Raw genomic sequence first — 24,189 nt, 5'->3', positions numbered from 1 at the left:
GAGCCGCGGGTGCGCGGGCGAGTACGGGCCTGCCTGGGTCTTGACCGGGCTGTGCGGGCCGGAACGGGCCGGACGGCGTGCCTGGTCAGCGGCCCGTCCGCGGTCTGTGTGAGGTGTCCACAGGCCGTTGTCCACAGGGGTGGTGGGCCCGCCCCGGCCTTGGCACAGTGGTGGTCATGCGGGGGTGGTGGCGGGACCTCACCGACCTGGTGCTGCCGACCGACTGCGCGGGCTGCGGAGCACCTCGTACGACGCTCTGCGGGCGCTGCCGGACGGCGCTGACCGGGGGTGTGCCGCGGCGGGTGCGGCCGCTGCCGGAGCCCGCCGGGCTGCCGGTGGTGTACGCGTCGGCTCCGTACGCGGGGTCGGTGCGCGCGCTTCTCCTCGCGCACAAGGAGCGGGGCGCGCTGACGCTCACGGGAACGCTGGGTACGGCCGTGGCGGGGGCCGTGCGGGCGGGCCTCGGCGATCCGGCCGGGACCGGGGCTTCGGCGAGGGGGACCCCGTCGACCGGAAGACCGACGGGGGCTCCGGCGGGCAGGGCTACCGGGACCGGTGCCTTCGGGACCGTCGTGCTCGTGCCCGTGCCCTCCGCCCGGTGGGCCGTGCGGGCGCGGGGGCACGATCCGGTACGGCGGATGGCGCTCGCGGCGGCCGGGGAGCTGCGGCGCACCGGGACGCCGGCCCGGGTCGCGGCGGTGCTGCGCCAGCGCAGACCCGTGGCGGACCAGGCGGGACTGGACGCGCGGCGGCGCCGGGCGAACCTCGCCGGTGCGCTGGAGGTCGCGAGGGGCGGGGACCGGTTGCTCGCCGGTGGCCGGGTGGTGCTCGTGGACGACCTCGTCACCACCGGCGCCACCCTCGCGGAGGCGGCCAGGGCGCTGCGGGAGGCGTGCGTGCCGCACTCCGACGGACGAAGTGAGGTGTCAGATGCCGTGTACGGGAACGCAACCCGGGAAGGAAGGGAGGAACGAGGCGCCGGGGCGCGATCGGAGAAGGGCGAGTGGGTGCATGGTGCAGCGAAAAAGACGGCGGTGAACGCCTTCGAGCGGCCGTTGCGCGCGGCCGTGATCGCCGCTCCGGCGGATTCTTTCGAAATAGGCAGGAACTGACCGCCGACCTGCGTCGTTGCAGGTAGTGAGAGGGTTAATTCATCTGGACGGAGGTACGCCGCGGTAGAGGGTGACGACATCCGTCCGGGCGAGATATGTTCGGTTGTGAGGAAAGAGGCGCAGGCCACACCTCTCATATCCGAATGCCGTGCTGCGGGTTTTCCGCAATCACCCGCGCCGGTGGGGTGGGCATCCCGCCCCTGGGGGAGGAGGAGGTGGACGTCACCGAGTCCGAGGTCCGGTGCTCACCGGACCTGGTGCAAAAGGGAGATGCTCCGCCGAAGCAGCGGAGCGATCCGGGAACGGAGTTCTGCGTGGACATCGTCGTCAAAGGCCGCAAGACCGAGGTGCCCGAGCGGTTCCGCAAGCACGTGGCCGAGAAGCTGAAGCTGGAGAAGATCCAGAAGCTCGATGGCAAGGTGATCAGCCTCGACGTCGAGGTGTCCAAGGAGCCCAACCCTCGACAGGCCGACCGCTGCGACCGGGTGGAGATCACGCTCCGCTCCCGTGGCCCGGTGATCCGGGCGGAGGCGGCGGCCAGCGATCCGTATGCGGCGCTCGACATGGCGGCGGAGAAGTTGGACGCGCGGTTGCGCAAGCAGCACGACAAGCGGTTCTCGCGCCGGGGCGCACGCCGGATCTCGGCGGCAGAGGTTCCCGACCACGTGCCGGGCGCGGCGACGCTGAACGGAAACGGCCTCCCGGTGGGGGAGGACGAGACGGACGGAGTGCCGACCACCAAGATCGGCTCGCTCGAGGTCAAGGGCGAAGGCCCCCTCGTCGTCCGCGAGAAGACGCACGTCGCCTCCCCGATGAGCCTCGACCAGGCCCTCTACGAGATGGAACTGGTCGGCCATGATTTCTACTTGTTCGTCGACTCCGAGACGAAGGAACCGAGCGTCGTCTACCGGCGCCACGCCTACGACTACGGCGTGATCCACCTCAGCACGGACCCGATGGTCGCCGAGGCGCAGCCCCCAGCGGCAGGAGGCACGCTGGGCGGCTGACCACCCGAGGTCGAAGCCGGACGGTGCCCCTGGAGCGCGCGTGCGCCCCCGGGGCACCCGTGTGCGACCAGTTCACGCCGCGTACGGCGCCTCGGTGTCGTCCCGGCATGAAATCATGGACGCAAGGGCCCAACCGGTGGGCCGCTGCCTTGGGTTGGCGATGGCACGGGACCACACAGGCCACAGCCTTCAGGGGGAGGAACGATGGCGGACACCTTCGGACCGATGCGGAGCGAGGAGGCCGACGACACCGACGACGGTGTACTCGGCAGGGGCCCCGGCGGGGGCTCTCCACGCGAGGAACCGATCAGAGTCCTGGTGGTGGACGACCACGCGCTCTTCCGGCGCGGCCTGGAGATCGTGCTCGCGGCCGAGGAGGACATCCAGGTCGTTGGCGAGGCGGGCGACGGGGCCGAGGCCGTCGACAAGGCCGCCGATCTGCTCCCGGACATCGTGCTGATGGACGTCCGGATGCCCCGGCGGGGCGGGATCGAGGCGTGCACCTCCATCAAGGAGGTGGCCCCCAGCGCGAAGATCATCATGCTGACGATCAGCGACGAGGAGGCCGACCTCTACGACGCGATCAAGGCGGGCGCGACCGGATACCTGCTCAAGGAGATCTCCACCGACGAGGTGGCGACCGCCATCCGCGCGGTCGCCGACGGGCAGTCGCAGATCAGCCCGTCCATGGCGTCGAAACTCCTCACCGAGTTCAAGTCGATGATCCAGCGCACCGACGAGCGCCGGCTGGTGCCCGCGCCCCGGCTGACCGACCGCGAACTGGAAGTCCTCAAACTCGTGGCCACGGGGATGAACAACCGGGACATCGCCAAGGAGTTGTTCATCTCCGAGAACACCGTGAAGAACCACGTCCGCAACATCCTGGAGAAACTGCAGCTGCACTCCCGCATGGAAGCCGTGGTCTACGCGATGCGGGAGAAGATCCTGGAGATCCGGTAGCCGCCGGACACAGGGCTAGTCGAGGGCGCGGGCGAGTTCCGCGGCGAGCGGGCCGCGCAGGGCCGGGGCGTCCACACGCTCCACCCGGACGTTCGTGCAGCCGACCCAGGTGGCGGCCTCCAACAGGGCCTGGGCGACCGCCGGGACCGCCTTGGGGCCGTCGAGGGTGACCTGCCGGGCCACCAGGGTGCGGCCCTCCCGGGCGGGGTCGACACGCCCGACCAGCCGGCCACCCGCGAGCACCGGCATCGCGAAGTAGCCGTACACCCGCTTGGGCTTCGGGACGTACGCCTCCAGGCGGTGGGTGAAGCCGAAGATCCGTTCGGTGCGCGCCCGTTCCCAGACCAGGGAGTCGAACGGCGACAGCAGGGTGGTGCGGTGGCGGCCGCGCGGTGGGGTCGCCAGGGCCGCGGGGTCCGCCCAGGCCGGCCGGCCCCAGCCCTCGACCTCGACCGGCACCAGGCCCGAGTCCGCGATCACCGCGTCCACCTGATCGCCCCTGAGCCGGTGGTAGTCGGCGATGTCCGCGCGGGTGCCCACGCCCAGGGACTCGCCGGCCAGCCGGACCAGGCGGCGCAGGCACTCTGCGTCGTCCAGCTCGTCGTGCAGCAGGGACGCGGGGACGGCGCGCTCGGCGAGGTCGTACACCCGCTTCCAGCCGCGGCGTTCGACGCACACCACCTCGCCGTACATCAGGGCCCGTTCGACCGCGACCTTGGTGCCGGACCAGTCCCACCACTCGCTGGTCCGCTTCGCGCCGCCCAGTTCGGTCGCGGTCAGCGGGCCCTCGGCGCGCAGTTGCTTGACGACCTGTTCGTAGGCGCCGTCGGGGAGTTGGTGGTTCCAGTGCGGGCGGTCGCGGTAGGCGCGGCGGCGGAAGGCGAAGTACGGCCACTCCTCGACGGGCAGGATGCAGGCGGCATGCGACCAGTACTCGAAGGCGTGCGTGTCCCGCCAGTAGGCGTCCTCGACCGTCTTGCGGCCGACCGCGCCGAGGCGGGCGTACGGCACCAGTTCGTGCGAGCGGGCGAGGACCGAGATGGTGTCGAGCTGGACCGCGCCGAGGTGGCGCAGCACCCCGCGCACGCCGGCCCGCCGGTCGGGCGCGCCGAGCAGGCCCTGGGCCCGCAGGGCGATACGGCGGGCGTCGTCCGCGGTGAGCGTGGTGGTCGGGCGCGGCAGGGTCGTCATGCCTCGGACGATAGAGGGTGGCACTGACAACCCGTGCCGGGCGGGGTCACCGCCCGGGGTCCGGCAGATACGGGGCGGTGGAGGGCAGGCCGAGGTCCGAGGGGAGCAGGGAGGCGATCCAGCAGTCCCGCCGTACCCCCTTGTTGTCGATGGCGGAGCGCAGGGTGCCCTCCAGGGTGAAGCCGGCGCGTTCGGCGACCCCGCGCGAGCCGTGGTTGCCGACCTCGGCACGCCACTCGACACGGTCCACGCCCAGGTCGGTGAAGATCCAGCGGCACGCGGTGAGCGCGGCCTCGGTGACGTAGCCGCGGCCGCGGTGCTCCTTGGCGGCCCAGAAACCGACCTCCGCCGCGGCCGGTCCGCGCATCGAGAGGCTGAGCATGCCCGCCAGCTCCCCGCCGGCAAGGAAGATCCCCCAGGTGAACATCGAGCCGTCCGCCCAGCCGTCCGGGACCATCTCGTGCGTGAAGCCGCGGGCGTGCTCGGGCAGGTACGGGGAGGGGATCGTGGTCCAGCGCTGGATGTCGGCGTCCTGGGCGGCCTCGTACACGGCCTCGGTGTCGGCCGGTCCGACGGCGCGCAGACGGAGACGGCCGGTGGTGAGCGTGACGGGTTCCATCGGGCGATTTTGCTCCCGCCGCCCCGCGGGGGCCATCGATTTCCGCGATCCGTGAGCACGCGATCACATTTCGCACAAATCCCTGCGCCGATGCGGCACTATCCGGATACCCGGTCCGTTGTTCCTGTGAAGCAGCGGCCGGGGCGCCAGGCCCTCCCGGCGCGGCGGGGTCCTCGCATACGATGGCCGTTGCTCAGTACGTCACATGGAAAACCGACCGTCCCAGGCCCGACCGGCAAGGAGACCAGCCCCCGTGTCCGTCCTCTCGAAGATCATGCGTGCAGGCGAAGGCAAGATCCTGCGCAAGCTGCACCGCATCGCGGACCAGGTCAACTCCATCGAAGAGGACTTCGTCGACCTCTCCGACGCCGAGCTGCGTGCCCTCACCGAGGAGTACAAGCAGCGCTACGCCGATGGTGAGAGCCTGGACGACCTGCTCCCCGAGGCGTTCGCCACCGTCCGCGAGGCCGCCAAGCGCGTCCTCGGGCAGCGTCACTACGACGTGCAGCTGATGGGCGGCGCCGCGCTCCACCTCGGCTACGTGGCCGAGATGAAGACCGGCGAGGGCAAGACCCTCGTCGGCACCCTGCCCGCGTACCTGAACGCGCTGTCCGGCGACGGCGTCCACATCGTCACGGTCAACGACTACCTGGCCGAGCGCGACTCCGAGATGATGGGCCGCGTCCACAAGTTCCTGGGCCTCGACGTCGGCGTCATCCTCGCCAACATGACGCCGGCCCAGCGCCGCGAGCAGTACGCGTGCGACATCACCTACGGCACCAACAACGAGTTCGGCTTCGACTACCTGCGCGACAACATGGCGTGGTCGCAGGACGAGCTGGTGCAGCGCGGCCACAACTTCGCCATCGTGGACGAGGTCGACTCCATCCTCGTGGACGAGGCCCGTACGCCGCTGATCATCTCCGGCCCGGCCGACCAGGCCACCAAGTGGTACGGCGACTTCGCCAAGCTCGTGCTGCGCCTGAAGAAGGGCGAGGCCGGCAACCCGCTCAAGGGCGTCGAGGAGACCGGCGACTACGACGTGGACGAGAAGAAGCGCACCGTCGCCATCCACGAGTCCGGTGTCAGCAAGGTCGAGGACTGGCTGGGCATCGACAACCTCTACGAGTCGGTGAACACCCCGCTCGTCGGCTACCTGAACAACGCCATCAAGGCGAAGGAACTGTTCAAGAAGGACAAGGACTACGTCGTCATCGACGGCGAGGTCATGATCGTCGACGAGCACACCGGTCGTATCCTCGCCGGCCGCCGCTACAACGAGGGCATGCACCAGGCGATCGAGGCGAAGGAGGGGGTGGACATCAAGGACGAGAACCAGACGCTCGCCACCATCACCCTCCAGAACTTCTTCCGCCTCTACAACAAGCTTTCCGGCATGACCGGTACGGCGATGACCGAGGCCGCCGAGTTCCACCAGATCTACAAGCTCGGCGTGGTCCCCATCCCGACCAACAAGCCGATGGTGCGCAAGGACCAGTCCGACCTGATCTACCGCACCGAGGTGGCCAAGTTCGAGGCGGTCGTGGACGACATCGCCGAGAAGCACGAGAAGGGCCAGCCGATCCTCGTCGGCACCACCTCCGTCGAGAAGTCCGAGTACCTCTCGCAGCAGCTCAGCAAGCGCGGCATCCAGCACGAGGTGCTGAACGCCAAGCACCACGAGCGTGAGGCGTCGATCGTCGCCCAGGCCGGCCGCAAGGGCGCCGTCACGGTCGCCACCAACATGGCCGGCCGTGGTACGGACATCAAGCTCGGCGGAAACCCCGAGGACCTCGCCGAGGCGGAGCTGCGCCAGCGCGGCCTCGACCCCGAGGAGCACATCGAGGAGTGGGCCGCGGCCCTGCCCGCCGCCCTGGAGAAGGCCGAACAGGCCGTCAAGGCGGAGAAGGAGGAGGTCGAGCAGCTCGGCGGCCTCTACGTCCTCGGCACCGAGCGGCACGAGTCGCGGCGCATCGACAACCAGCTGCGCGGCCGCTCCGGCCGTCAGGGCGACCCCGGCGAGTCCCGCTTCTACCTCTCCCTCGGCGACGACCTGATGCGCCTGTTCAAGGCCCAGATGGTCGAGCGCGTGATGTCCATGGCCAACGTGCCGGACGACGTGCCGATCGAGAACAAGATGGTCACCCGCGCCATCGCCTCCGCGCAGTCGCAGGTCGAGCAGCAGAACTTCGAGACGCGCAAGAACGTCCTGAAGTACGACGAGGTGCTCAACCGGCAGCGCGAGGTCATCTACGGCGAGCGCCGGCGCGTGCTGGAGGGCGAGGACCTGCACGAGCAGGTGCAGCACTTCATGGACGACACGATCGACGCGTACGTCGCCGCGGAGACCGCCGAGGGCTTCCCCGAGGACTGGGACCTGGAGCGGCTGTGGGGCGCCTTCAAGCAGCTCTACCCGGTGAAGGTCACCGTCCAGGAGCTGGAGGAGGCGGCCGGCGACCGGGCCGGTCTGACCGCCGAGTTCATCTCGGAGTCCATCAAGGAGGACATCCACGAGCAGTACGAGGCCCGCGAGGCCCAGCTCGGCTCCGAGATCATGCGGGAGCTGGAGCGGCGGGTCGTGCTGTCGGTCCTCGACCGCAAGTGGCGCGAGCACCTCTACGAGATGGACTACCTCCAGGAGGGCATCGGCCTGCGCGCGATGGCGCAGAAGGACCCGCTGGTCGAGTACCAGCGCGAGGGCTTCGACATGTTCACCGCGATGATGGAGGGCATCAAGGAGGAGTCCGTCGGCTACCTGTTCAACCTGGAGGTCCAGGTCGAGCAGCAGGTCGAGGAGGTGCCGGTCGAGGAGGCCGCCGAGCCGGTCGGCGAGGGCGTCCAGGACGCGGTGCCGGCGCAGGCGGGCGCGGGCCGTCCGGAGATCCGGGCCAAGGGTCTCGACGTTCCGCAGCGGCGGGACCTGCACTTCTCCGCGCCGACCGTGGACGGCGAGGGCGGCGTCGTCGAGCGCGACCTCGAGGACGACGGACCGGTGCGGTCGGAGTCGGACGGGCTGACGCGGGCGGAGCGGCGCAAGCAGGCCAAGGGCGGCCGGCGTCGCAAGAAGTGACGCCGACTCCGTGAGGGGCCGGGTTCCTTCGGGGACCCGGCCCTTTGCGTTGCCCCGTCCTGAGTGTCCCGCGCCGAGGCGCCCCCTGGGCCGCATCACCGCGGATCGGCCGCAGGGTGGCCCGCCCCCGACCGGCCACAGGCGGCCCGGCCGGCCCGGCTACTAGGGCGCCGCGCGGGGGCCCGTTTCCACGGCCGTGCAGCGCCAGCGCAGGTCGGCGCCGAGTTCCAGGCGGAAGGCGAGGGCGCGGAGCCGGCTGCCCGCGGCGATGCGGGCGAAGACCTCCAGCGCGCCCTCGCGCGCGACGTAGTAGCCGATGTCGCGGACGACCGGGCGGGCACCCCGCGTGCGCAGGGGGGCGCGTGCGGCGAGGCGGGCCAGGTCGTCGTAGGCGCGGCCCGCCGTGTGGCGGAGCATCCAGTGCACCGGGCGCTGACCGCTGAGGACGGCCAGCAGACGGTCCGCGAAGAGGTCGGTGGGGCGAGGGGGCCCGGCGGGTGCCTGCGGGGCCGTGCGGGGCGGCTGGGCCGGTCCGGAGGCCCTCGTCGAGCACGGCTGCGGGGCCGCCGTACGGGCGGCCGTGCGGCTGTCGGCGGCCGCGCGGCGCGGGGCCGAGGAGGGGCGGCGGGTGTCGTGGCGGGTCGGGGGGCGGTGGCGGGGGCGGGGGAGAGGGGTGCGGCTCATGACCTTGTTCATGGGGGTCCCCGTTCGGCGGCCCGGGGGATACCGGGCGGTAACTAGTGGTGGGGCTCTTGTACGGGGCACGGAACCGCGCAGCAAGGACGCGGGCGGTGGTGGCGGGGGGCTGGACGGATTCACCCCCTAGGGGGATGGACAGGGTTCCGGACCCCGATATCCCGCGGGTGCGCCGGGTGAGGCGCGACGCGTGGAGCTGACGTTCGGGGGGCCTGGCCAGGGACTCGAAAGGGGACAGCCGCACGTATCCTGAAGGCCCTCCGGAAGGCGGGGGCCGCGCCCCCGACCCGGGCCCAGCGGAGCGTTCGACCAGGAAAGAGCGGCGAGCATGCGCGTCTACGTCCCCCTGACCCTCCCCGGTCTCGCCGAGGCGCACAGGACGGGTGAGCTGGGGGCCGGCCCCTTCGTCGGGTACGCCGTCACGCCCGCCCTGCGCCAGTGGTACCTCTCCGACGACATCGAGGAGCTCGAGTACGCCGCGCTCGGCCGGGCCGCGCTCGCCTCCCTGCGCCTGCTCGCGGCCGACGAGGGTGCCCCGCGGCGCCGGGTCGTGGTGGCCGTGGACGTCTCCGACGGCGCCGCGACGGCCGACCCCGCCGCGCCGGGCGAGGTGACCGTGACCGTGACGGTGCCGCTCGCCAAGGCGGCGGCGGTCCACCTCGACGCCGACGACGCGGAGGGGGACGTGGGCGCGGCGGCGCGGGCGCTGGCGGCGGCGGACGGCGGGGACGACGACGCGCAGTCCGTGGTGGACGGGGCGGACGACCACGAACTGCTGTGGTACGCCACGCAGGAGATCCCGAACCTCGTCGGCCGGGGCTGAGCCGGCGGGACCGGCCGCCCGGCCGGATTGTCGGTGGGGGCGGGTACGGTCGTGTGCATGGGGAAGCACGCACGCGCGCACATCGTCTGGGACTGGAACGGCACGCTGTTCCACGACAACGAGGCGATCATCGGGGCGACCAACGCGGCCTTCGCGGAGCTGGGGCTGGCGCCGATCACGCTGGAGCAGTACCGGGCGCTGTACTGCGTGCCCGTGCCGAAGTTCTACGAGCGGCTGATGGGGCGGCTGCCGAGCGAGGCCGAGTGGGAGCTGATGGACGGGATATTCCATCGGCGGTACGCGGAGCAGCGGGCGCGGTGCGCGTTGACCGCCGGGGCGGCGGAGCTGCTCAGGGGATGGCGGACGGCGGGGCACAGCCAGTCGCTGCTGAGCATGTACGGGCACGAGGAACTGGTGCCGCTCGTACGGGGGTTCGGGATCGAGGAGCAGTTCCTGCGCGTCGACGGGCGGACGGGGCCGTCCGGGGGGAGCAAGGCGGAGCACATGGTGCGGCATCTGTCCCGGCTCACGGGGGCGGTGGAGCCGGGGCGGACGGTCGTGATCGGGGACGCGGCGGACGACGCCGTGGCGGCGCGGTACGCGGGGGCCGGGGCGGTGCTGTACACCGGCGGGTCGCACAGCAGGGCCAGCCTGGAGGAGGTCGGCGTGCCCGTGGTGGACACGCTGGCGGAGGCGGTGGAGGTCGCGCAGCGGATAGCCGTAGCCGCGTGAGGGTGCCCTCGTGGGCGCCCTGTGCGCCGCGGCCGCTCAGTTCACCGGCGCCTTCGCCCGCAGCACCTTGACGAACTCCCGCATCCACGCCGGATGATCCGGCCAGGCGCGGGCGGAGACCAGCGTGCCGTCGATCACGGTCTCCGTGTCCAGGAAGCTCGCGCCGGCGGACTGCATGTCGGGTTCCAGCGCCGGGTAGGCGGTGACGCGGCGGCCGCGCAGGGTGTCGATCGCGGCGGTGAGCAGGGGGCCGTGGCAGATCTGGGCGACCGGCTTGTCGGCGTCGAAGAAGGCCTTGAGGATCTTGCGCAGTTCGGGGTCGTTGCGCAGGTACTCGGGGGCCCGGCCGCCGGGGATGACGAGGGCGGCGTACGCGCCGGGGTCGACCTCGGAGAAGGCGAGGTCGGCGGGCCAGGTGTACCCCGGCTTCTCGGTGTACGTGTCGTAACCGGGCTCGAAGTCGTGCACGACGAAGCGGAGGGTCTTGCGGGAGGGGGCCGCGACGTCGACGTCGTAGCCCTCCTCGCGCAGGCGCTGGTAGGGGTAGAGGACCTCCAGGGACTCCGCGGCGTCGCCGGTGACGATGAGGATCTTCGGGGGCATGTCGGCGCTCCTCCGGGACGGACGGGACGGACGGGACGGACGGGACGGACCCCTCGGCAACTCCTGGCCCGTCGCTTTCAGAGTGCTGCGCGGGACGGCGCGCCGCTACCCCGCCCCGCCCCTCACCTGGCCGGATCCGGTTACGCCACCCGGACGGTCTCCGGCGCTGTGCAGAACGTCAAAGTTCGACCCCCTGTTTTGTACACATACGGCTCATGACTGTTCCGGGGTGAGGAGCGATAGCCTGGTGGCGTGATCAGCGCGATAGCTCGCGGGAGCGATGTGGCTCCCGCCCCGCGCCCGGGTTGCACGGAGGACCTCCGTGACCGGGCGGCGTTCGCTGGTCCGCGCGGGCGGGACGGGGGCGCCGCCGCCCCCAGGACGCCGAGGCCGGCCCGGAATGCGACGGTGCCGAGAGCAGCGTCACACTCGACGGCCGTGTCGGAAATGGCCGAATACCCCCCGCTCATCCCGCCTGGCGGCATAGCGTCGGAACGGACCGGAAATCCCGGGCCGTGGCGTCGAGCCGCAGGGGAAGAACCAGTACTTCCTTCTACGTCACGCAACGGCGCGCGACAGGAGCCAGAGGACAATGCAGACCAAGCTGGACGAAGCCAAGGCCGAGCTGCTCGAACGGGCCGCTCGGGTAGCTGAGAACGGCCCGGTCGGGGGGAACCTACCGACCGGGTCGACGGGCGAGGGCTCCCCGGACACCCCGGACAGCGAATCCCCCCTCGCGTTCCTCCAGCGCTACTACCTGCACACCGCACCCGAGGACCTCGCCGACCGCGACCCGGTGGACGTCTTCGGCGCCGCGGTCTCGCACCACCGTCTCGCCGAGAACCGTCCCCAGGGCACCGCGAACGTCCGGGTCCACACCCCGACGGTCGAGGAGAACGGCTGGACGTGCAGCCACACGGTCGTCGAGGTCGTGACCGACGACATGCCGTTCCTGGTCGACTCCGTCACGAACGAGCTGACCCGGGGCGGCCGCGGCATCCATGTCGTGATCCACCCGCAGTTCGTGGTCCGCCGCGACCTGACGGGCCGGCTGCTGGAGATCCTGCCGACCCCGGCCGGCTCCGTCGACGCCGCCGAGCTGCCGCACGACGCGCACGTCGAGTCGTGGATCCACGTCGAGATCGACCGCGAGACCGACCGCGCCGACCTGAAGCAGATCACCTCCGACCTGCTGCGCGTGCTGTCCGACGTCCGCGAGGCCGTCGAGGACTGGGAGAAGATGCGGGAGGCGGCGGCGCGGATCGGCGGCGAGCTGGAGAGCGAGCCGGTCCCCGCGGACCTGCCGAAGCCCGAGGTCGAGGAGGCCCGCGAGCTGCTGCGCTGGCTCGCCACCGACCACTTCACCTTCCTGGGCTTCCGCGAGTACCAGCTGCGCGAGGACGACACCCTGGCCGCCGTGCCCGGCACCGGCCTCGGCATCCTGCGTTCCGACCCGCACCACGCCGAGGACGACCAGCACCCGGTCAGCCCCTCCTTCGAGCGGCTGCCGGCCGACGCGCGCGCCAAGGCCCGCGAGCACAAGCTGCTGGTGCTGACCAAGGCGAACAGCCGGGCCACCGTGCACCGGCCGTCGTACCTCGACTACATCGGCGTCAAGAAGTTCGACAAGGACGGCAATGTCGTCGGGGAGCGCCGCTTCCTCGGCCTGTTCTCCTCGGCCGCGTACACCGAATCGGTGCGCCGCGTCCCGGTCATCCGCCGCAAGGTCGCCGAGGTCCTGGACCGCGCCGGGTTCTCGCCCAACAGCCACGACGGCCGCGACCTGCTCCAGATCCTGGAGACCTACCCGCGCGACGAGCTGTTCCAGACGCCTGCCGCCGAACTCCAGTCGATCGTCACCAGCGTGCTCTACCTCCAGGAGCGCCGCCGGCTGCGTCTGTACCTGCGCCAGGACGAGTACGGCCGCTACTACTCGGCCCTGGTCTACCTGCCGCGCGACCGCTACACCACCGGCGTGCGCCTGCGGATCATCGACATCCTGAAGGAGGAGCTGGACGGCACCAGCGTCGACTTCACGGCCTGGAACACCGAGTCGATCCTGTCCCGGCTGCACTTCGTGGTCCGCGTCCCGCAGGGCACCGAGCTGCCCGAGCTGTCGGACGCCGACAAGGACCGCATCGAGGCCCGCCTGGTCGAGGCGGCCCGCTCCTGGACGGACGGGTTCGCCGAGGCGCTCAACGCCGAACTGGGCGAGGAGCGCGCCGCCGAGCTGCAGCGCCGCTACGCCAACGCCTTCCCCGAGGGCTACAAGGCGGACCACACGCCGCGCGCGGCCGTGGCCGACCTCGTGCACCTGGAGCGGCTGACCGAGGAGCCGGGCAACGACTTCGCGCTGAGCCTGTACGAGCCGGTCGGCGCCGCCCCCGACGAGCGCCGCTTCAAGATCTACCGCAAGGGCGCCTCCGTCTCCCTGTCCGCCGTGCTGCCCGTCCTGCAGCGGATCGGCGTCGAGGTCGTGGACGAGCGGCCGTACGAGCTGCGCTGCTCCGACCGCACCACCGGCTGGATCTACGACTTCGGTCTGCGCATCCCCAAGTCGCTCGGCGGCCCCGGCGGCGACTTCCTGGGCGACGACGGCCGTGAGCGCTTCCAGGAGGCGTTCGCCGCGACCTGGACCGGCCGCGCGGAGAACGACGGCTTCAACGCCCTCGTGCTCAGCGCCGGGCTGACCTGGCGCGAGGCGATGGTGCTGCGCGCCTACGCCAAGTACCTGCGCCAGGCCGGTTCGACCTTCTCGCAGGACTACATGGAGGACACCCTCCGCAACAACGTCCACACCACCCGGCTGCTCGTCTCGCTGTTCGAGGCGCGCATGTCCCCGGAGCGCCAGCAGGCCGGCCTGGAGCTGACGGACGCCCTGCTGGAGGAGCTGGACGCGGCCCTGGACCAGGTGGCGAGCCTGGACGAGGACCGCATCCTGCGCTCCTTCCTGACCGTCATCAAGGCGACCCTGCGCACCAACTTCTTCCAGCGGCGCCCCGACGGCCACCCGCACGACTACGTGTCGATGAAGTTCGACCCGCAGGCCATCCCCGACCTGCCCGCGCCGCGCCCGGCGTTCGAGATCTGGGTGTACTCGCCGCGCGTCGAGGGCGTGCACCTGCGTTTCGGCAAGGTCGCGCGCGGTGGCCTGCGCTGGTCCGACCGGCGCGAGGACTTCCGCACCGAGATCCTCGGCCTGGTCAAGGCGCAGATGGTGAAGAACACCGTCATCGTGCCGGTCGGCGCCAAGGGCGGCTTCGTCGCCAAGCAGCTGCCGGACCCGGCCGCGGACCGGGACGCGTGGCTCGCGGAGGGCGTCGCGAGCTACAAGACGTTCATCTCGGCGCTGCTCGACATCACCGACAACATGGTCGCCGGCGAGGTCGTACCGCCCAAGGACGTGGTGCGGCACGACGGTGACGACACCTACCTGGTCGTCGCGGCCGACAAGGGCACCGCCACCTTCTCGGACATCGCCAACGGGGTCGCCGAGAAGTACAACTTCTGGCTCGGCGACGCCTTCGCCTCCGGCGGTTCGGCGGGCTACGACCACAAGGGCATGGGCATCACCGCGCGCGGCGCGTGGGAGTCCGTCAAGCGTCACTTCCGCGAGCTGGGCGTGGACACCCAGTCCGAGGACTTCACGGTCGTCGGCATCGGTGACATGTCCGGCGACGTGTTCGGCAACGGCATGCTGCTGTCCGAGCACATCCGCCTGGTCGCCGCCTTCGACCACCGGCACATCTTCATCGACCCGACCCCGGACGCGGCCACCTCGTACGCCGAGCGCCGCCGCCTGTTCGAGCTGCCCCGCTCCAGCTGGGCCGACTACGACACCGAGCTGCTGTCGGCGGGCGGCGGGATCTTCCCGCGCAGCGCCAAGTCGATCCAGCTCAACGCGCACATCCGCGAGGCCCTCGGCATCGAGGGCAAGGTCGCCAAGATGACCCCGGCCGACCTGATGAAGACGATCCTCATGGCGCCGGTCGACCTGCTGTGGAACGGCGGCATCGGCACCTACGTGAAGTCGTCCGCGGAGTCGAACGCGGACGTCGGCGACAAGGCCAACGACGCCATCCGCGTCGACGGCGCCGACCTGCGCGTCAAGGTCGTCGGCGAGGGCGGCAACCTGGGCCTGACCCAGCTCGGCCGCATCGAGTTCGCCCACCACGGCGGCAAGATCAACACCGACGCGATCGACAACAGCGCCGGCGTGGACACCTCCGACCACGAGGTGAACATCAAGATCCTGCTGAACGGCCTGGTCGCGGACGGCGACATGACCGTCAAGCAGCGCAACAAGCTGCTCGCCGAGATGACCGACGAGGTCGGCTCGCTGGTGCTGCGCAACAACTACGCGCAGAACACCGCGCTCGCCAACGCGCTGTTCCAGGCCAAGGACATGCTCCACGCCCAGCAGCGGTTCCTCCGCCACCTGGTGCACGAGGGCCACCTGGACCGGGCGCTGGAGTTCCTGCCGACCGACCGCCAGATCCGCGAGCGCCTCGGCCAGGGCCAGGGCCTGACCGGTCCGGAGACGGCCGTCGTCATGGCGTACACGAAGATCACGGTCGCCGAGGAGCTGCTGGGCACCTCGCTGCCGGACGACCCGTACCTGCGCGGCCTGCTGCACGCCTACTTCCCGACCGCCCTGCGCGAGCGGTTCACGGAGGCCGTCGACAACCACCCGCTGCGTCGCGAGATCACCACCACGGTGCTGGTCAACGACACGGTCAACACGGGCGGTACGACGTATCTGCACCGCCTGCGCGAGGAGACCGGCGCCTCCCTGGAGGAGATCGTCCGGGCCCAGACCGCGGCCCGCGCGATCTTCTGCTCGGCCCCGGTGTGGGACGCGGTGGAGGCCCTGGACAACCAGGTCGACGCCGGTGTCCAGACCCGCATCCGGCTGCACTCGCGCCGTCTGGTCGAGCGCGGCACCCGCTGGCTGCTCAACAACCGGCCGCAGCCGCTCCAGCTCGCCGAGACGGTGGAGTTCTTCGCCGAGCGCGTCGAGCAGGTCTGGCAGCAGCTGCCCAAGCTGGTGCGCGGCGCGGACCTGGAGTGGTACCAGCACGTGTACGACGAGCTGTCCGCGGCCGGCGTCCCGGACGAGCTCGCCACCCGCGTGGCCGGGTTCTCCTCCGCCTTCCCGGCGCTCGACATCGTCTCGGTGGCCGACCGCATGGGCAAGGAGCCGCTGGACGTAGCCGAGGTCTACTACGACCTCGCCGACCGCCTCGGCATCACCCAGCTGATGGACCGCATCATCGAGCTGCCGCGCAACGACCGCTGGCAGTCCATGGCGCGCGCCTCCATCCGCGAGGACCTCTACGCGGCGCACGCGGCCCTGACCGCGGACGTGCTCGCGGTGGGCAACGGCACCTCGTCGCCGGAGCAGCGCTTCACGGCCTGGGAGCAGAGGAACGCGCCCATCCTGAGCCGGGCGCGCACCACGCTGGAGGAGATCCGCGGTTCGGACTCCTTCGACCTCGCCAACCTGTCGGTGGCGATGCGGACGATGCGGACGCTGCTGCGCACGCACTCGTAGCCGCGGCGACACCCGTACGAGGCTGAGAACGCCCCGGGCCGATGAGGAATCGGCCCGGGGCGTTCCTTTTCTTGCCGACCTTTGCACAAAGGAGATGGGTGGATTTACCTTTTCCTGCTCATCGGTTTCCTTCGGATAGGGTTTGCGCTGTCCATCGTTCTCGCCTCCGCTTTTCGTTTTCTCGTCTATCGGACATGGGTGTTCCAGCAGAATGCACGCAGCGCAGTCTGACCTCGAAGAACAGGTGAGCCGCCCGGAGCCGTCGGGCGGCGGCGCGCGGGCGGCGCGTGCGGTGCCGCAGGTGGCCGCGGTGCTCGTGGTGGCGCTGCTGCTGGCGGTGATCGTCCGGCTGCCGTGGATCGGCGACCTCGGCATGCACGCGGCCACGATCCAGCGGCTCGGGCACAGCCTGCTGCACCCCGGCAATCCGCTGGTCGACGCGGACACGCCGAGTCCGTACTACTCGCCGTGGATGCTGCTGCTGGGCGCGCTCGCCAAGGTCAGCGGCCTGTCGGTGTTCGTGGTGCTGCGCATCGGCGCGCTCGTGGGTCTGACCCTGCTGGTCACGGGCGTGTGGCGGTACGTCCGCACGCTCAGCGCGCACCGCGCCGCGCCGGCGCTCGCCCTGCTCGGCCTGGTTCTGCTGTGGGGGACCGCCGTCCTCAACTGGAGCGGGTTCACCGGGCTGCACTCCCTCGCCCTGACCATCTCCTACCCGAGCGTGTTCGCGCTCGGGCTCACCTTCCACTTCTGGGCCTGGCTCACCCGGTCGCTGCGGGCGCGGGCGTCCTGGGGGCGGTGGCTGGCGCTCGGCGTGCTCTGGGCGCTGATCCTGCTCTGCCACCAGTTCACGGGCGTCGTCGCCACGCTCGGGGCGCTGGCCATGGTCGTCTCCGCCCGTCCGGGCCGGGACGTGTGGCTGCGGCTCGGGGGCGGACTGGCGCTCGGGGCCGTGCTGCTGGGGCTGTGGCCGTACTACGACTTCTTCTCGCTGTTCTCCGCCGGGGCGGATCTGGAGGCGATCCACAAGTCGCTGTACCAGCACCTGTTCGCACGGTTCGGGCTGGTGCTGCTCGGGGTGGCGGCGCTGGTGCCGCGCCTGCGGCGGGACCGGTGGGACGCGCTGGCGCTGTTCTTCGTCCTCGGCGCGCTGGTCGTCGCGGCCGGCGGGCTGACCGGGCACTATTCCTGGGGCCGCGCGCTGCCCGCCGCGCTGATCCCGGCGCAGCTCGCGGCCGCGCTGGAGGTGGTGTCCGCCGGGCGGCGGGCGGCGCGGGCGGGGTGGGCGTGTGTGCTCGGCCTCGCGCTGGCGGTGGGGGCGTGGGCGCAGGCCGGGACGCTCGGGTACGTGACCGGGAAGGACGCGCTGCCGTCCGTGCTGGCCGCCAGGTACGAGGCGCCGTGGGCCGGTTATCACTGGATCACGCCGTGGGTGCGGTACGGGGACGTGGTGATGGCCCGCACGTTTCCGGCGCGGCAGATTCCGGCGTACGGGGGATACACCGTGGCGCCGGGTTATCCGGATGTGTTCCTCCGGGACTCCGCGCGGCGGTCGGCCGCGGTGGACCGGTTCTTCGCGGACGGGACGTCCGCGGCGGAACGGCGGCGGATCCTGCGGGAGTACGGAGTCCGGTGGGTCGTGGGCTCGGCCGACCTGGCCGGCCCCGGCCTGCGGAAGGTGGCGACGGGCCCCGGGCACCAGGTCCTGTACCGCGTCGGGCCCTGAGGCGGAGGCGCCCCCGTCAGGGGCGCGGGGAACCGCGCGACACGCCACCGCGGACCCGCGGATGTCCGCGGGTCCGCAGTGCTACGGCGCTGTCCCGGGAAGTCACCTCAGGACGCTCGCCACCAGCTTCGCCGCCTTGCGCACCCTCGGCCGGGCGATCTTGTGCAGGACCGGCCGGATCACCGCCGCCGTCATCCCCACCGGCTCCCAGCGCAGCTGGAGGCGGCCGGGGTTGCGCCCCTCCGGTTCCACCGTGACCTCGTGCGGCGTCGCGCCCGAGCGGTAGTCGACGCGGGTCGTGGCCGGGGGGAAGTCCAGGGGGGCCAGCAGGACGCCGGAGTTCCACAGGCCCTGCTGGTTGAGGCGGATCAGGGGGTGGCGGATGCCCTGGAAGCCCTGGAGGGGAATCCGCGCGGCGGCGAGGTCCAGCCGTACCGTGCCCTCGAAGACGCCCGGACTGACCGGGTCCAGACGGAACGGCACCGTCATCCGGCGCCCGCCGGGGGAGACGATCAGTCCGGCGCGCTGGGGTCCGACGGGAAGCCGCAGCCCCGGGTCGTACGTGCGGACGGACAGCGTCAGCGTCGCCCCGCTGCCCCGGACCAGCTCCGTGATCTCGTGCCGGAACTGCGCCGTCGGGAAGGGGCGCGTGTCCAACTCCAGGTCGGAGAGGTCCAGTTCGCGGCGGCCCCGCTCGGTGTCGGGAACGCCCGCTCCCCAGTACGGCACTCCCGCCGCGTCCGTCGTGATCTGCCGCGGCGCGACCTCCTGGCCGAGCCCCCGCGCCGCGAGCCGCGCGTCCGCGAGGCGGCCCGAGCGCAGCAGTTCCAGGACCACCCGTTCGGGCCTCGGCAGCCGGGCGAACGCACCCGGTGCCAGCGTGTCCAGGTACGGGTTCATGATGTCGGCGAACGCGCCGAGCCATTCCTCGTCCCGGTAGGGCAGGTCGCCGGCGTACATCCGGAAGTCGTGCTTGAGGAACTTGAAGTCCTTGTCCTCGCGCAGCCCCGCGTGCCCGCTCTCCACCAGGAAGTCGTCGATGAGCCGCTGCACATGGACCCGGTCGCGCACGTTGCTGACCTTGTGCCGCTGGTTGGAGATGGACGCCGACGCGGCCGCCGCGTACGGGTCGATGTACCAGACGTACACCGGGTCCGGGATGATCGTGAACGCCTTCGCCAGGCAGTACGCCTGGGCCGAGAACAGCTGGTCCTCGTAGTGGATGCCCTCGGGGAAGCGCAGTGCGTGCCGGTCCAGGAAGGACCGCGCGTACATCTTGCTGGTCGACAGGTGCTCGAACAGCAGCCGCGGGTCCGCCTCGATGCCCTCGACCGTGCGCCGCTCGGCGACCAGGTGCGGCATCCACGTCGTGCGCCGCCCGTTGTCCACCCGCACCCGGCGCACCGCGCCCATGGTGAAGTCGACCTCGCGCTCACGGTGTGCGGCCAGCAGCAACTCCACGGCTCGCGGCGGGAGTTCGTCGTCGCTGTCGAGGAACATCAGATACGGCGCGCGGGCGATCTCGATGGCCCGGTTGCGCGGGGCGCTGCACCCGCCGCTGTTCTCCGGCAGCCGGAGATAGCGCACGCGCGGGTCCTCCGCCTCCAGGCGGCGCGCCACCGCGGGCGTGTCGTCGGTGGAGTGGTCGTCGCTGATGACGATCTCGATGTCGGCGTGCGTCTGCGCGCGCAGCGAGGCGACCGCCCGGGGCAGGCGGGCCGCGTCGTTGTACACGATGACGGTGACCGTGACGTCGGGGGTCGTGGCCGGGCTCGTCATGCCGTGGCCTCCTCGGGGGTCGGAGCGGGGGTGCGGTCCTCGATCGGCAGCACCGGTGGCAGCGCCTCCTCCGGCTCGCCCAGGAACACCCGGCGTACGACCCGTTCGGCGGCGCGTCCGTCGTCGTACTCGCAGAACCGGCGCCGGAAGGCGGCGCGGGCCTTGGCCGCGTTGTCGTCGCGCCAGGCGCCGGAGCGGAAGATCTCCGTCAGCTCCTCCTGGGTGCGGGCGACCTGGCCCGGATGGTCGGTCATCAGGTCGAAGTAGACGCCGCGGGTGGTGCGGTAGGTCTCCCAGTCGTCGGCGTAGACGACGACGGGGCGGTCCAGGTTGGCGTAGTCGAACATGATCGACGAGTAGTCCGTGACCAGCGCGTCGGCGGCCAGGCACAGCTCCTCGACGGGGTCGTAGGAGGAGACGTCGATGAGCCGGCCGGAGCGGCGCAGGCCGGTCAGCGGGGAGGTGGCGCCGCCGTAGAAGTAGTGGGCGCGCACCAGCAGGACCGTGTCCTCGCCGAGCCGGTCGGCGAGTTCGGCGAGGTCGAGGCGGGGGGTGAAGCCGGCCTCGTAGTCGCGGTGGGTGGGGGCGTACAGGATCGCCGTCTTGCCGGGGGCGATGCCGAGCCGGGCGCGGGCCGCGCGGACCGCCTCCGCGTCGCTCGTGTAGAAGACGTCGTTGCGCGGATAGCCGTAGTCCAGCGAGGTGTAGCGGGCCGGGTAGGCGCGTTCCCACATCCGGGTGGAGTGGCTGTTGGCGCTGACGCTGTAGTCCCAGCGGTCGATGCGGGCGAGCAGCGCGGCGAAGTCCAGCCCCTTGGCGGCGGCCGGGTGTTCCATCTGGTCCAGGCCCATGCGCTTGAGCGGGGTGCCGTGATGGGTCTGGAGGTGGATGGCGTCGGGCCGTTTGACCACCGCGTTGGGGAAGTTGACGTTGTTGACGAGGTACTTGGCGGTGGCCAGCACCTCCCAGTAGCGGCGGGTACCGGGGACCACGTGGTCGGTGCCGGGCGGCAGCAGGGCCGTGTTGTCCTTGGACACCACCCACACCGGGTGGATGTGCGGGGCGAGCTCGGCCAGCTCGGCGGCGATCGCGGCCGGGTTGCAGGCCACCCCGCGCTCCCAGTAGGCCGCGAACACCGCCAGGTCGGGATCGACGGGGCGGCTCAGGGCGCGCCGGTACTGCTGCTCGCGCAGCTTGGCGCCCACCTCGCGCTTGCGGGTGCGTACGGCCTTCCTGGCGGCGCGGCGGGCCCGGTTGGCGGCCTGGAACGCGCGGTACCTGGTGTACGCGCCCTCCTCCAGCAGCGCGTGCCGTACGCCCTCCACGCCCGCCGGGGGCTCGTGGCGCTCGGGGCGCCAGCGCACCGCCGCGAGGGAGGCGCGGCGGAAGAACTCGCGGGCCACCTCGTCGGGCAGGTTCTCACCGGCGAAGGTGCGCACCAGGTCGCGCATCATCAGGTCGTAGAGCACCACCCGCGGGGCGCGGCGGTCGCGGGTGAGCGGCATCAGCGCCTCGTAGCGCTCGATGAGCCCGAAGCGGTCCTCGGGGGCGAGCGGCGGCAGGCTCTCGGGACGCAGCTCGCGGTTCTCGTACGCCACCTGGTTGAGGCAGGCGACGCGGCCCGCGCACAGCAGGGCGGTGCCGGCGGCGCGCGGCTCGTCCTCGGTGGTGAGCCGCTCCTCGTGGGCCTGCCAGAACTCCCTGCGCAGGGCGCGGTTGCCGAGCAGCGGGGTCAGGCGCAGCAGGTCGGCGGCCTCGTCCAGAGGCAGCGCGGCGCGGCCGACGGCGGCGAGGAAGCGGCCGTCGCGGGAGGGGCGCGCGGCGCTCTGCCAGGTGGTGGTGAGGTGGTCGAGGAGGAGGACGTCCACGGTGTCGTCCAGCTCGGCGGCGCGCTCGGCGATCAGGCGGGGCGCGCCGGCCGGCAGGCCGTCCTTGGCGTGCACGAAGTGCAGCCAGCGGCCCGAGGCGCGCGCGGCGCCCGCGGCGCGGGCGGCCGCGTCGGTGGTGCCGTCGGGGAGCGGGACCACGACGGTGTCGGGGGCGTGTCCCTCCGCCGTCTCGCGGGCCCAGTCACCGACCGCGGCGACCACGATCTCGGCGTCGGACAGGGGATGCGCGTCCAGGGAGTCGAGCAGCTCCGTCAGATGCCCCTGCGCGTTGGGTCCGTAGACGATGACGCTGAGTTGGGGCATGCGATGGACTCCTTCGGCTCTTCGGTGGAGGATCACCCTTCATAACATACTGTCACTAAGCGGATGAAAGGGATGACCACGTTCGGGGTAAGAAGAAGGGGACCCGGTTGTTAGACAGACGTCCCGGGTCCCTGGTTGCCCCGTTGGCCACCTTTACGCGACGAAGGGTTTCCGCACGCGTTACGCGGCCTTCTTCGGGGCGGCCTTCTTCGCCTTGTCGGACTTGTCGCCGGTGAAGGCCTCGTACTCCTTCATGACCTCCTCGGTGGGGCCGTCCATGCGCAGCTCGCCGCGCTCCAGCCACAGCGTCCGCTCACAGGTGTCGCGGATCGACTTGTTGTTGTGGCTGACCAGGAAGACGGTGCCCGCCGTCGCGCGCAGCTCGCGGATCCGCTCCTCCGAGCGCACCTGGAACCTGCGGTCGCCGGTGGCCAGGGCCTCGTCGATGAGCAGCACGTCGTGGTCCTTGGCGGCGGCGATGGAGAAGCGGAGCCGGGCGGCCATGCCGGAGGAGTACGTGCGCATCGGAAGGGTGATGAAGTCGCCCTTCTCGTTGATCCCGGAGAAGTCGACGATGTCCTGGTAGCGCTCCTTGATCTGCTCGCGGGACATGCCCATGGCGAGGCCGCCGAGGTGGACGTTGCGCTCACCGGTGAGGTCGTTCATCAGCGCCGCGTTGACGCCGAGGAGGGAGGGCTGGCCGTTGGTGTAGATGTGGCCGCTCTCCACCGGCAGCAGGCCGGCGACGGCCTTGAGCAGGGTGGACTTGCCGGAGCCGTTGGTGCCGATGAGGCCGATCGCCTCGCCCTTGTAGGCGACGAACGACACCTTCTTCACCGCGTGCACCCGGCGCACGCCGGCGGCCTTCTCGGCCTGCTTGCGGCGCATGATGCGGTTGAGGGCGGCGGTGGCGGAGCCGCGGCCCGCGCCGGTGCCGTTGACCCGGTAGACGATGTCGACCCCGTCGGCGACGACGGTGGGGATCCGGTCGGTGTGCGCGATCTGCTGGGTGTGCTCGGTCTGCTCAGCCACGGCCGTACGTCTCCTCAGCCTTCCAGAAGTAGATGAAGCCGCCGACACCGGCGAGCAGGGCCCAGCCGACGGCGATCGGCCACACGTGCGGGGGCAGCTGCCGGGCGTGGAAGCTGTCGATCAGCGCGAAGCGCATGAGGTCGATGTAGACCGCGGCGGGGTTGGTCTGCAGCAGGACGGTGACGACGTGCGGCAGGTGGTCGTTCTTGGTGAGCTTGTCGATGCTCCACATCACGCCGGACACGTACATCCAGGTGCGCAGGATGAAGGGCATCAGCTGGGCGATGTCGGGGGTCTTGGCGCCCCAGCGGGCCATGATCATCGCCACGCCCGCGTTGAAGGTGAACTGCAGGAACAGCGCCGGGATCACCAGCACCCAGGAGACGCTGACCGGCACGCCGAAGCAGAGCAGGATGACGACGAGGGCGGCCATCGAGAACAGCAGCTGCTGGAGCTGCTGGATGCAGAAGGAGATCGGCAGGGCGGCGCGCGGGAAGTGCAGGGCGCGCACCAGGCCGAGGTTGCCGGAGATCGCCCGGGTGCCGACCTGGATCGAGCTCTGCGTGAAGGTCCACACGAACACGCCGGTGACCAGGAAGGGGATGTAGTCCGGGACGCCCCTCTTGGTGCCGAGCAGGACGCCGAAGATGAAGTAGTAGACCGCCGCGTTCAGCAGTGGGGTCATGACCTGCCAGACCTGGCCGAGCTTCGCCTCGCTGTACTGCGCGGTGAGCTTGGCGGTGGCGAAGGCGGTGATGAAGTGGCGCCGGTCCCACAGCTGGCGGATGTACTCCGGCAGCGAGGGGCGGGCGCCGCTCACCGACAGGCCGTGCCGGGCGGCCAGCGCCTTGAGGTCGTCGGCCGGGGCCTGGATCGGGGGCGGTGTGTCGAGGACCTGGCTCACATCCGCTGCTTTCGCTCGGGGGGAGGGGGGTGCCACGGCTCCGACTGTGGCCGGGTCCGCGGCGGGCCGGTCCCGTGGTCCGCCGTTTCCTTACGTTTCTCTTCACGTTCTCTTACGACGGGACGGGACCGTATCGTCGCAACGTGAGCGTAGAACCATGTGACGTCGCGACGCAACCGTTTCGTCGTA

The 24,189-nt window shown here is 71.4% G+C and carries 16 protein-coding genes; 8 read left to right on the top strand and 8 right to left on the bottom strand.

Annotation, left to right across the window (positions count from 1 at the left end):
- The first annotated feature begins 176 nt into the window (after positions 1-176).
- From QSK45_RS32030 to QSK45_RS32020, 3 genes are all read left to right on the top strand, one after another.
- Positions 177-1,112 (top strand): ComF family protein, encoded by a 936-nt coding sequence (locus QSK45_RS32030; RefSeq protein WP_285562397.1) that lies wholly within the window; start codon positions 177-179, stop codon positions 1,110-1,112.
- Between the two features lie 314 nt (positions 1,113-1,426).
- Complete coding sequence (gene hpf, locus QSK45_RS32025; RefSeq protein WP_285562396.1) at positions 1,427-2,119, top strand: ribosome hibernation-promoting factor, HPF/YfiA family; 693 nt, start codon at positions 1,427-1,429, stop codon at positions 2,117-2,119.
- 204 nt (positions 2,120-2,323) lie between these two features.
- Positions 2,324-3,079, top strand: a complete 756-nt coding sequence (locus QSK45_RS32020) for a response regulator (RefSeq protein WP_285562395.1) — start codon at positions 2,324-2,326, stop codon at positions 3,077-3,079.
- A 15-nt stretch (positions 3,080-3,094) separates the two neighbouring features.
- On the opposite strand, the gene QSK45_RS32015 is transcribed toward QSK45_RS32020, so the two are convergent.
- Both QSK45_RS32015 and QSK45_RS32010 read right to left on the bottom strand, forming a co-directional pair.
- Positions 3,095-4,270, bottom strand: coding sequence for a winged helix-turn-helix domain-containing protein (locus QSK45_RS32015; protein WP_285562394.1), 1,176 nt, complete (start codon positions 4,268-4,270; stop codon positions 3,095-3,097).
- 46 nt (positions 4,271-4,316) lie between these two features.
- Positions 4,317-4,889 carry a GNAT family N-acetyltransferase gene (locus QSK45_RS32010; RefSeq protein WP_285562393.1) on the bottom strand — a complete coding sequence of 191 codons (573 nt, stop codon included), beginning with the start codon at positions 4,887-4,889 and terminating at the stop codon, positions 4,317-4,319.
- Positions 4,890-5,142: 253 nt separating this feature from the next.
- Here QSK45_RS32010 and secA point away from each other — a divergent pair, with 253 nt between their 5' ends.
- The gene (gene secA / locus QSK45_RS32005) at positions 5,143-7,959 is read left to right on the top strand and encodes a preprotein translocase subunit SecA (protein WP_285562392.1); all 2,817 of its coding nucleotides are present in this window, start codon (positions 5,143-5,145) and stop codon (positions 7,957-7,959) included.
- A 162-nt stretch (positions 7,960-8,121) separates the two neighbouring features.
- Here secA and QSK45_RS32000 read toward each other — a convergent pair whose 3' ends face one another.
- Complete coding sequence (locus tag QSK45_RS32000) at positions 8,122-8,655, bottom strand: Rv3235 family protein (RefSeq protein ID WP_285562391.1); 534 nt, start codon at positions 8,653-8,655, stop codon at positions 8,122-8,124.
- Between the two features lie 328 nt (positions 8,656-8,983).
- On the opposite strand from QSK45_RS32000, the gene QSK45_RS31995 reads away from it, so the two are divergent.
- Together QSK45_RS31995 and QSK45_RS31990 are read left to right on the top strand one after the other, a co-directional pair.
- Positions 8,984-9,478: a DUF6912 family protein gene (locus QSK45_RS31995; protein WP_285562390.1), complete on the top strand. Its 495-nt coding sequence runs from the start codon at positions 8,984-8,986 to the stop codon at positions 9,476-9,478.
- A 57-nt stretch (positions 9,479-9,535) separates the two neighbouring features.
- Positions 9,536-10,210 (top strand): HAD family hydrolase, encoded by a 675-nt coding sequence (locus tag QSK45_RS31990; protein ID WP_285562389.1) that lies wholly within the window; start codon positions 9,536-9,538, stop codon positions 10,208-10,210.
- 36 nt (positions 10,211-10,246) lie between these two features.
- On the opposite strand, the gene QSK45_RS31985 is transcribed toward QSK45_RS31990, so the two are convergent.
- Entirely contained in the window at positions 10,247-10,813 is a 567-nt protein-coding gene (locus QSK45_RS31985; protein WP_285562388.1) for a DJ-1/PfpI family protein, read from the bottom strand.
- 592 nt (positions 10,814-11,405) lie between these two features.
- Between QSK45_RS31985 and QSK45_RS31980 the strand changes: the two genes are divergently transcribed.
- Together QSK45_RS31980 and QSK45_RS31975 are read left to right on the top strand one after the other, a co-directional pair.
- Positions 11,406-16,367, top strand: a complete 4,962-nt coding sequence (locus tag QSK45_RS31980; RefSeq protein WP_285562387.1) for an NAD-glutamate dehydrogenase — start codon at positions 11,406-11,408, stop codon at positions 16,365-16,367.
- A 211-nt stretch (positions 16,368-16,578) separates the two neighbouring features.
- Positions 16,579-18,093: a hypothetical protein gene (locus tag QSK45_RS31975; RefSeq protein WP_285562386.1), complete on the top strand. Its 1,515-nt coding sequence runs from the start codon at positions 16,579-16,581 to the stop codon at positions 18,091-18,093.
- A gap of 102 nt (positions 18,094-18,195) precedes the next feature.
- Here QSK45_RS31975 and QSK45_RS31970 read toward each other — a convergent pair whose 3' ends face one another.
- The 4 genes from QSK45_RS31970 to QSK45_RS31955 form a co-directional block, all read right to left on the bottom strand.
- Entirely contained in the window at positions 18,196-19,872 is a 1,677-nt protein-coding gene (locus QSK45_RS31970) for a glycosyltransferase family 2 protein (protein WP_285562385.1), read from the bottom strand.
- Positions 19,869-22,064 (bottom strand): CDP-glycerol glycerophosphotransferase family protein, encoded by a 2,196-nt coding sequence (locus QSK45_RS31965; protein WP_285562384.1) that lies wholly within the window; start codon positions 22,062-22,064, stop codon positions 19,869-19,871. The genes QSK45_RS31970 and QSK45_RS31965 overlap by 4 nt, the downstream gene beginning before the upstream one ends.
- 180 nt (positions 22,065-22,244) lie before the next feature.
- Positions 22,245-23,096, bottom strand: a complete 852-nt coding sequence (locus QSK45_RS31960; RefSeq protein WP_285562383.1) for an ABC transporter ATP-binding protein — start codon at positions 23,094-23,096, stop codon at positions 22,245-22,247.
- The gene (locus tag QSK45_RS31955; RefSeq protein WP_285562382.1) at positions 23,089-24,000 is read right to left on the bottom strand and encodes an ABC transporter permease; all 912 of its coding nucleotides are present in this window, start codon (positions 23,998-24,000) and stop codon (positions 23,089-23,091) included. The genes QSK45_RS31960 and QSK45_RS31955 overlap by 8 nt, the downstream gene beginning before the upstream one ends.
- Positions 24,001-24,189: the final 189 nt, after the last annotated feature.

It is taken from the genome of Streptomyces hygroscopicus subsp. hygroscopicus, from assembly GCF_030269125.1.
GTDB classification, from domain to species: Bacteria; Actinomycetota; Actinomycetes; order Streptomycetales; family Streptomycetaceae; genus Streptomyces; species Streptomyces hygroscopicus_C.
Note: the sequence above shows the minus strand (reverse complement) of the source record. Positions and strands in the feature narration are given on the sequence as shown.

Excerpts from the sequence above, each read along its gene's own strand:
- QSK45_RS32030 (WP_285562397.1), top strand. The coding sequence starts at position 177 with ATGCGGGGGTGGTGGCGGGACCTCACCGACCTGGTGCTGCCGACCGAC.
- QSK45_RS31985 (WP_285562388.1), bottom strand. The coding sequence starts at position 10,813 with ATGCCCCCGAAGATCCTCATCGTCACCGGCGACGCCGCGGAGTCCCTG.
- QSK45_RS32020 (WP_285562395.1), top strand. The coding sequence starts at position 2,324 with ATGGCGGACACCTTCGGACCGATGCGGAGCGAGGAGGCCGACGACACC.
- QSK45_RS32010 (WP_285562393.1), bottom strand. The coding sequence starts at position 4,889 with ATGGAACCCGTCACGCTCACCACCGGCCGTCTCCGTCTGCGCGCCGTC.
- QSK45_RS31975 (WP_285562386.1), top strand. The coding sequence starts at position 16,579 with ATGCACGCAGCGCAGTCTGACCTCGAAGAACAGGTGAGCCGCCCGGAG.
- QSK45_RS31995 (WP_285562390.1), top strand. The coding sequence starts at position 8,984 with ATGCGCGTCTACGTCCCCCTGACCCTCCCCGGTCTCGCCGAGGCGCAC.
- QSK45_RS31990 (WP_285562389.1), top strand. The coding sequence starts at position 9,536 with ATGGGGAAGCACGCACGCGCGCACATCGTCTGGGACTGGAACGGCACG.
- QSK45_RS31970 (WP_285562385.1), bottom strand. The coding sequence starts at position 19,872 with ATGACGAGCCCGGCCACGACCCCCGACGTCACGGTCACCGTCATCGTG.
- QSK45_RS32000 (WP_285562391.1), bottom strand. The coding sequence starts at position 8,655 with ATGAACAAGGTCATGAGCCGCACCCCTCTCCCCCGCCCCCGCCACCGC.
- QSK45_RS31965 (WP_285562384.1), bottom strand. The coding sequence starts at position 22,064 with ATGCCCCAACTCAGCGTCATCGTCTACGGACCCAACGCGCAGGGGCAT.
- QSK45_RS32015 (WP_285562394.1), bottom strand. The coding sequence starts at position 4,270 with ATGACGACCCTGCCGCGCCCGACCACCACGCTCACCGCGGACGACGCC.
- QSK45_RS31980 (WP_285562387.1), top strand. The coding sequence starts at position 11,406 with ATGCAGACCAAGCTGGACGAAGCCAAGGCCGAGCTGCTCGAACGGGCC.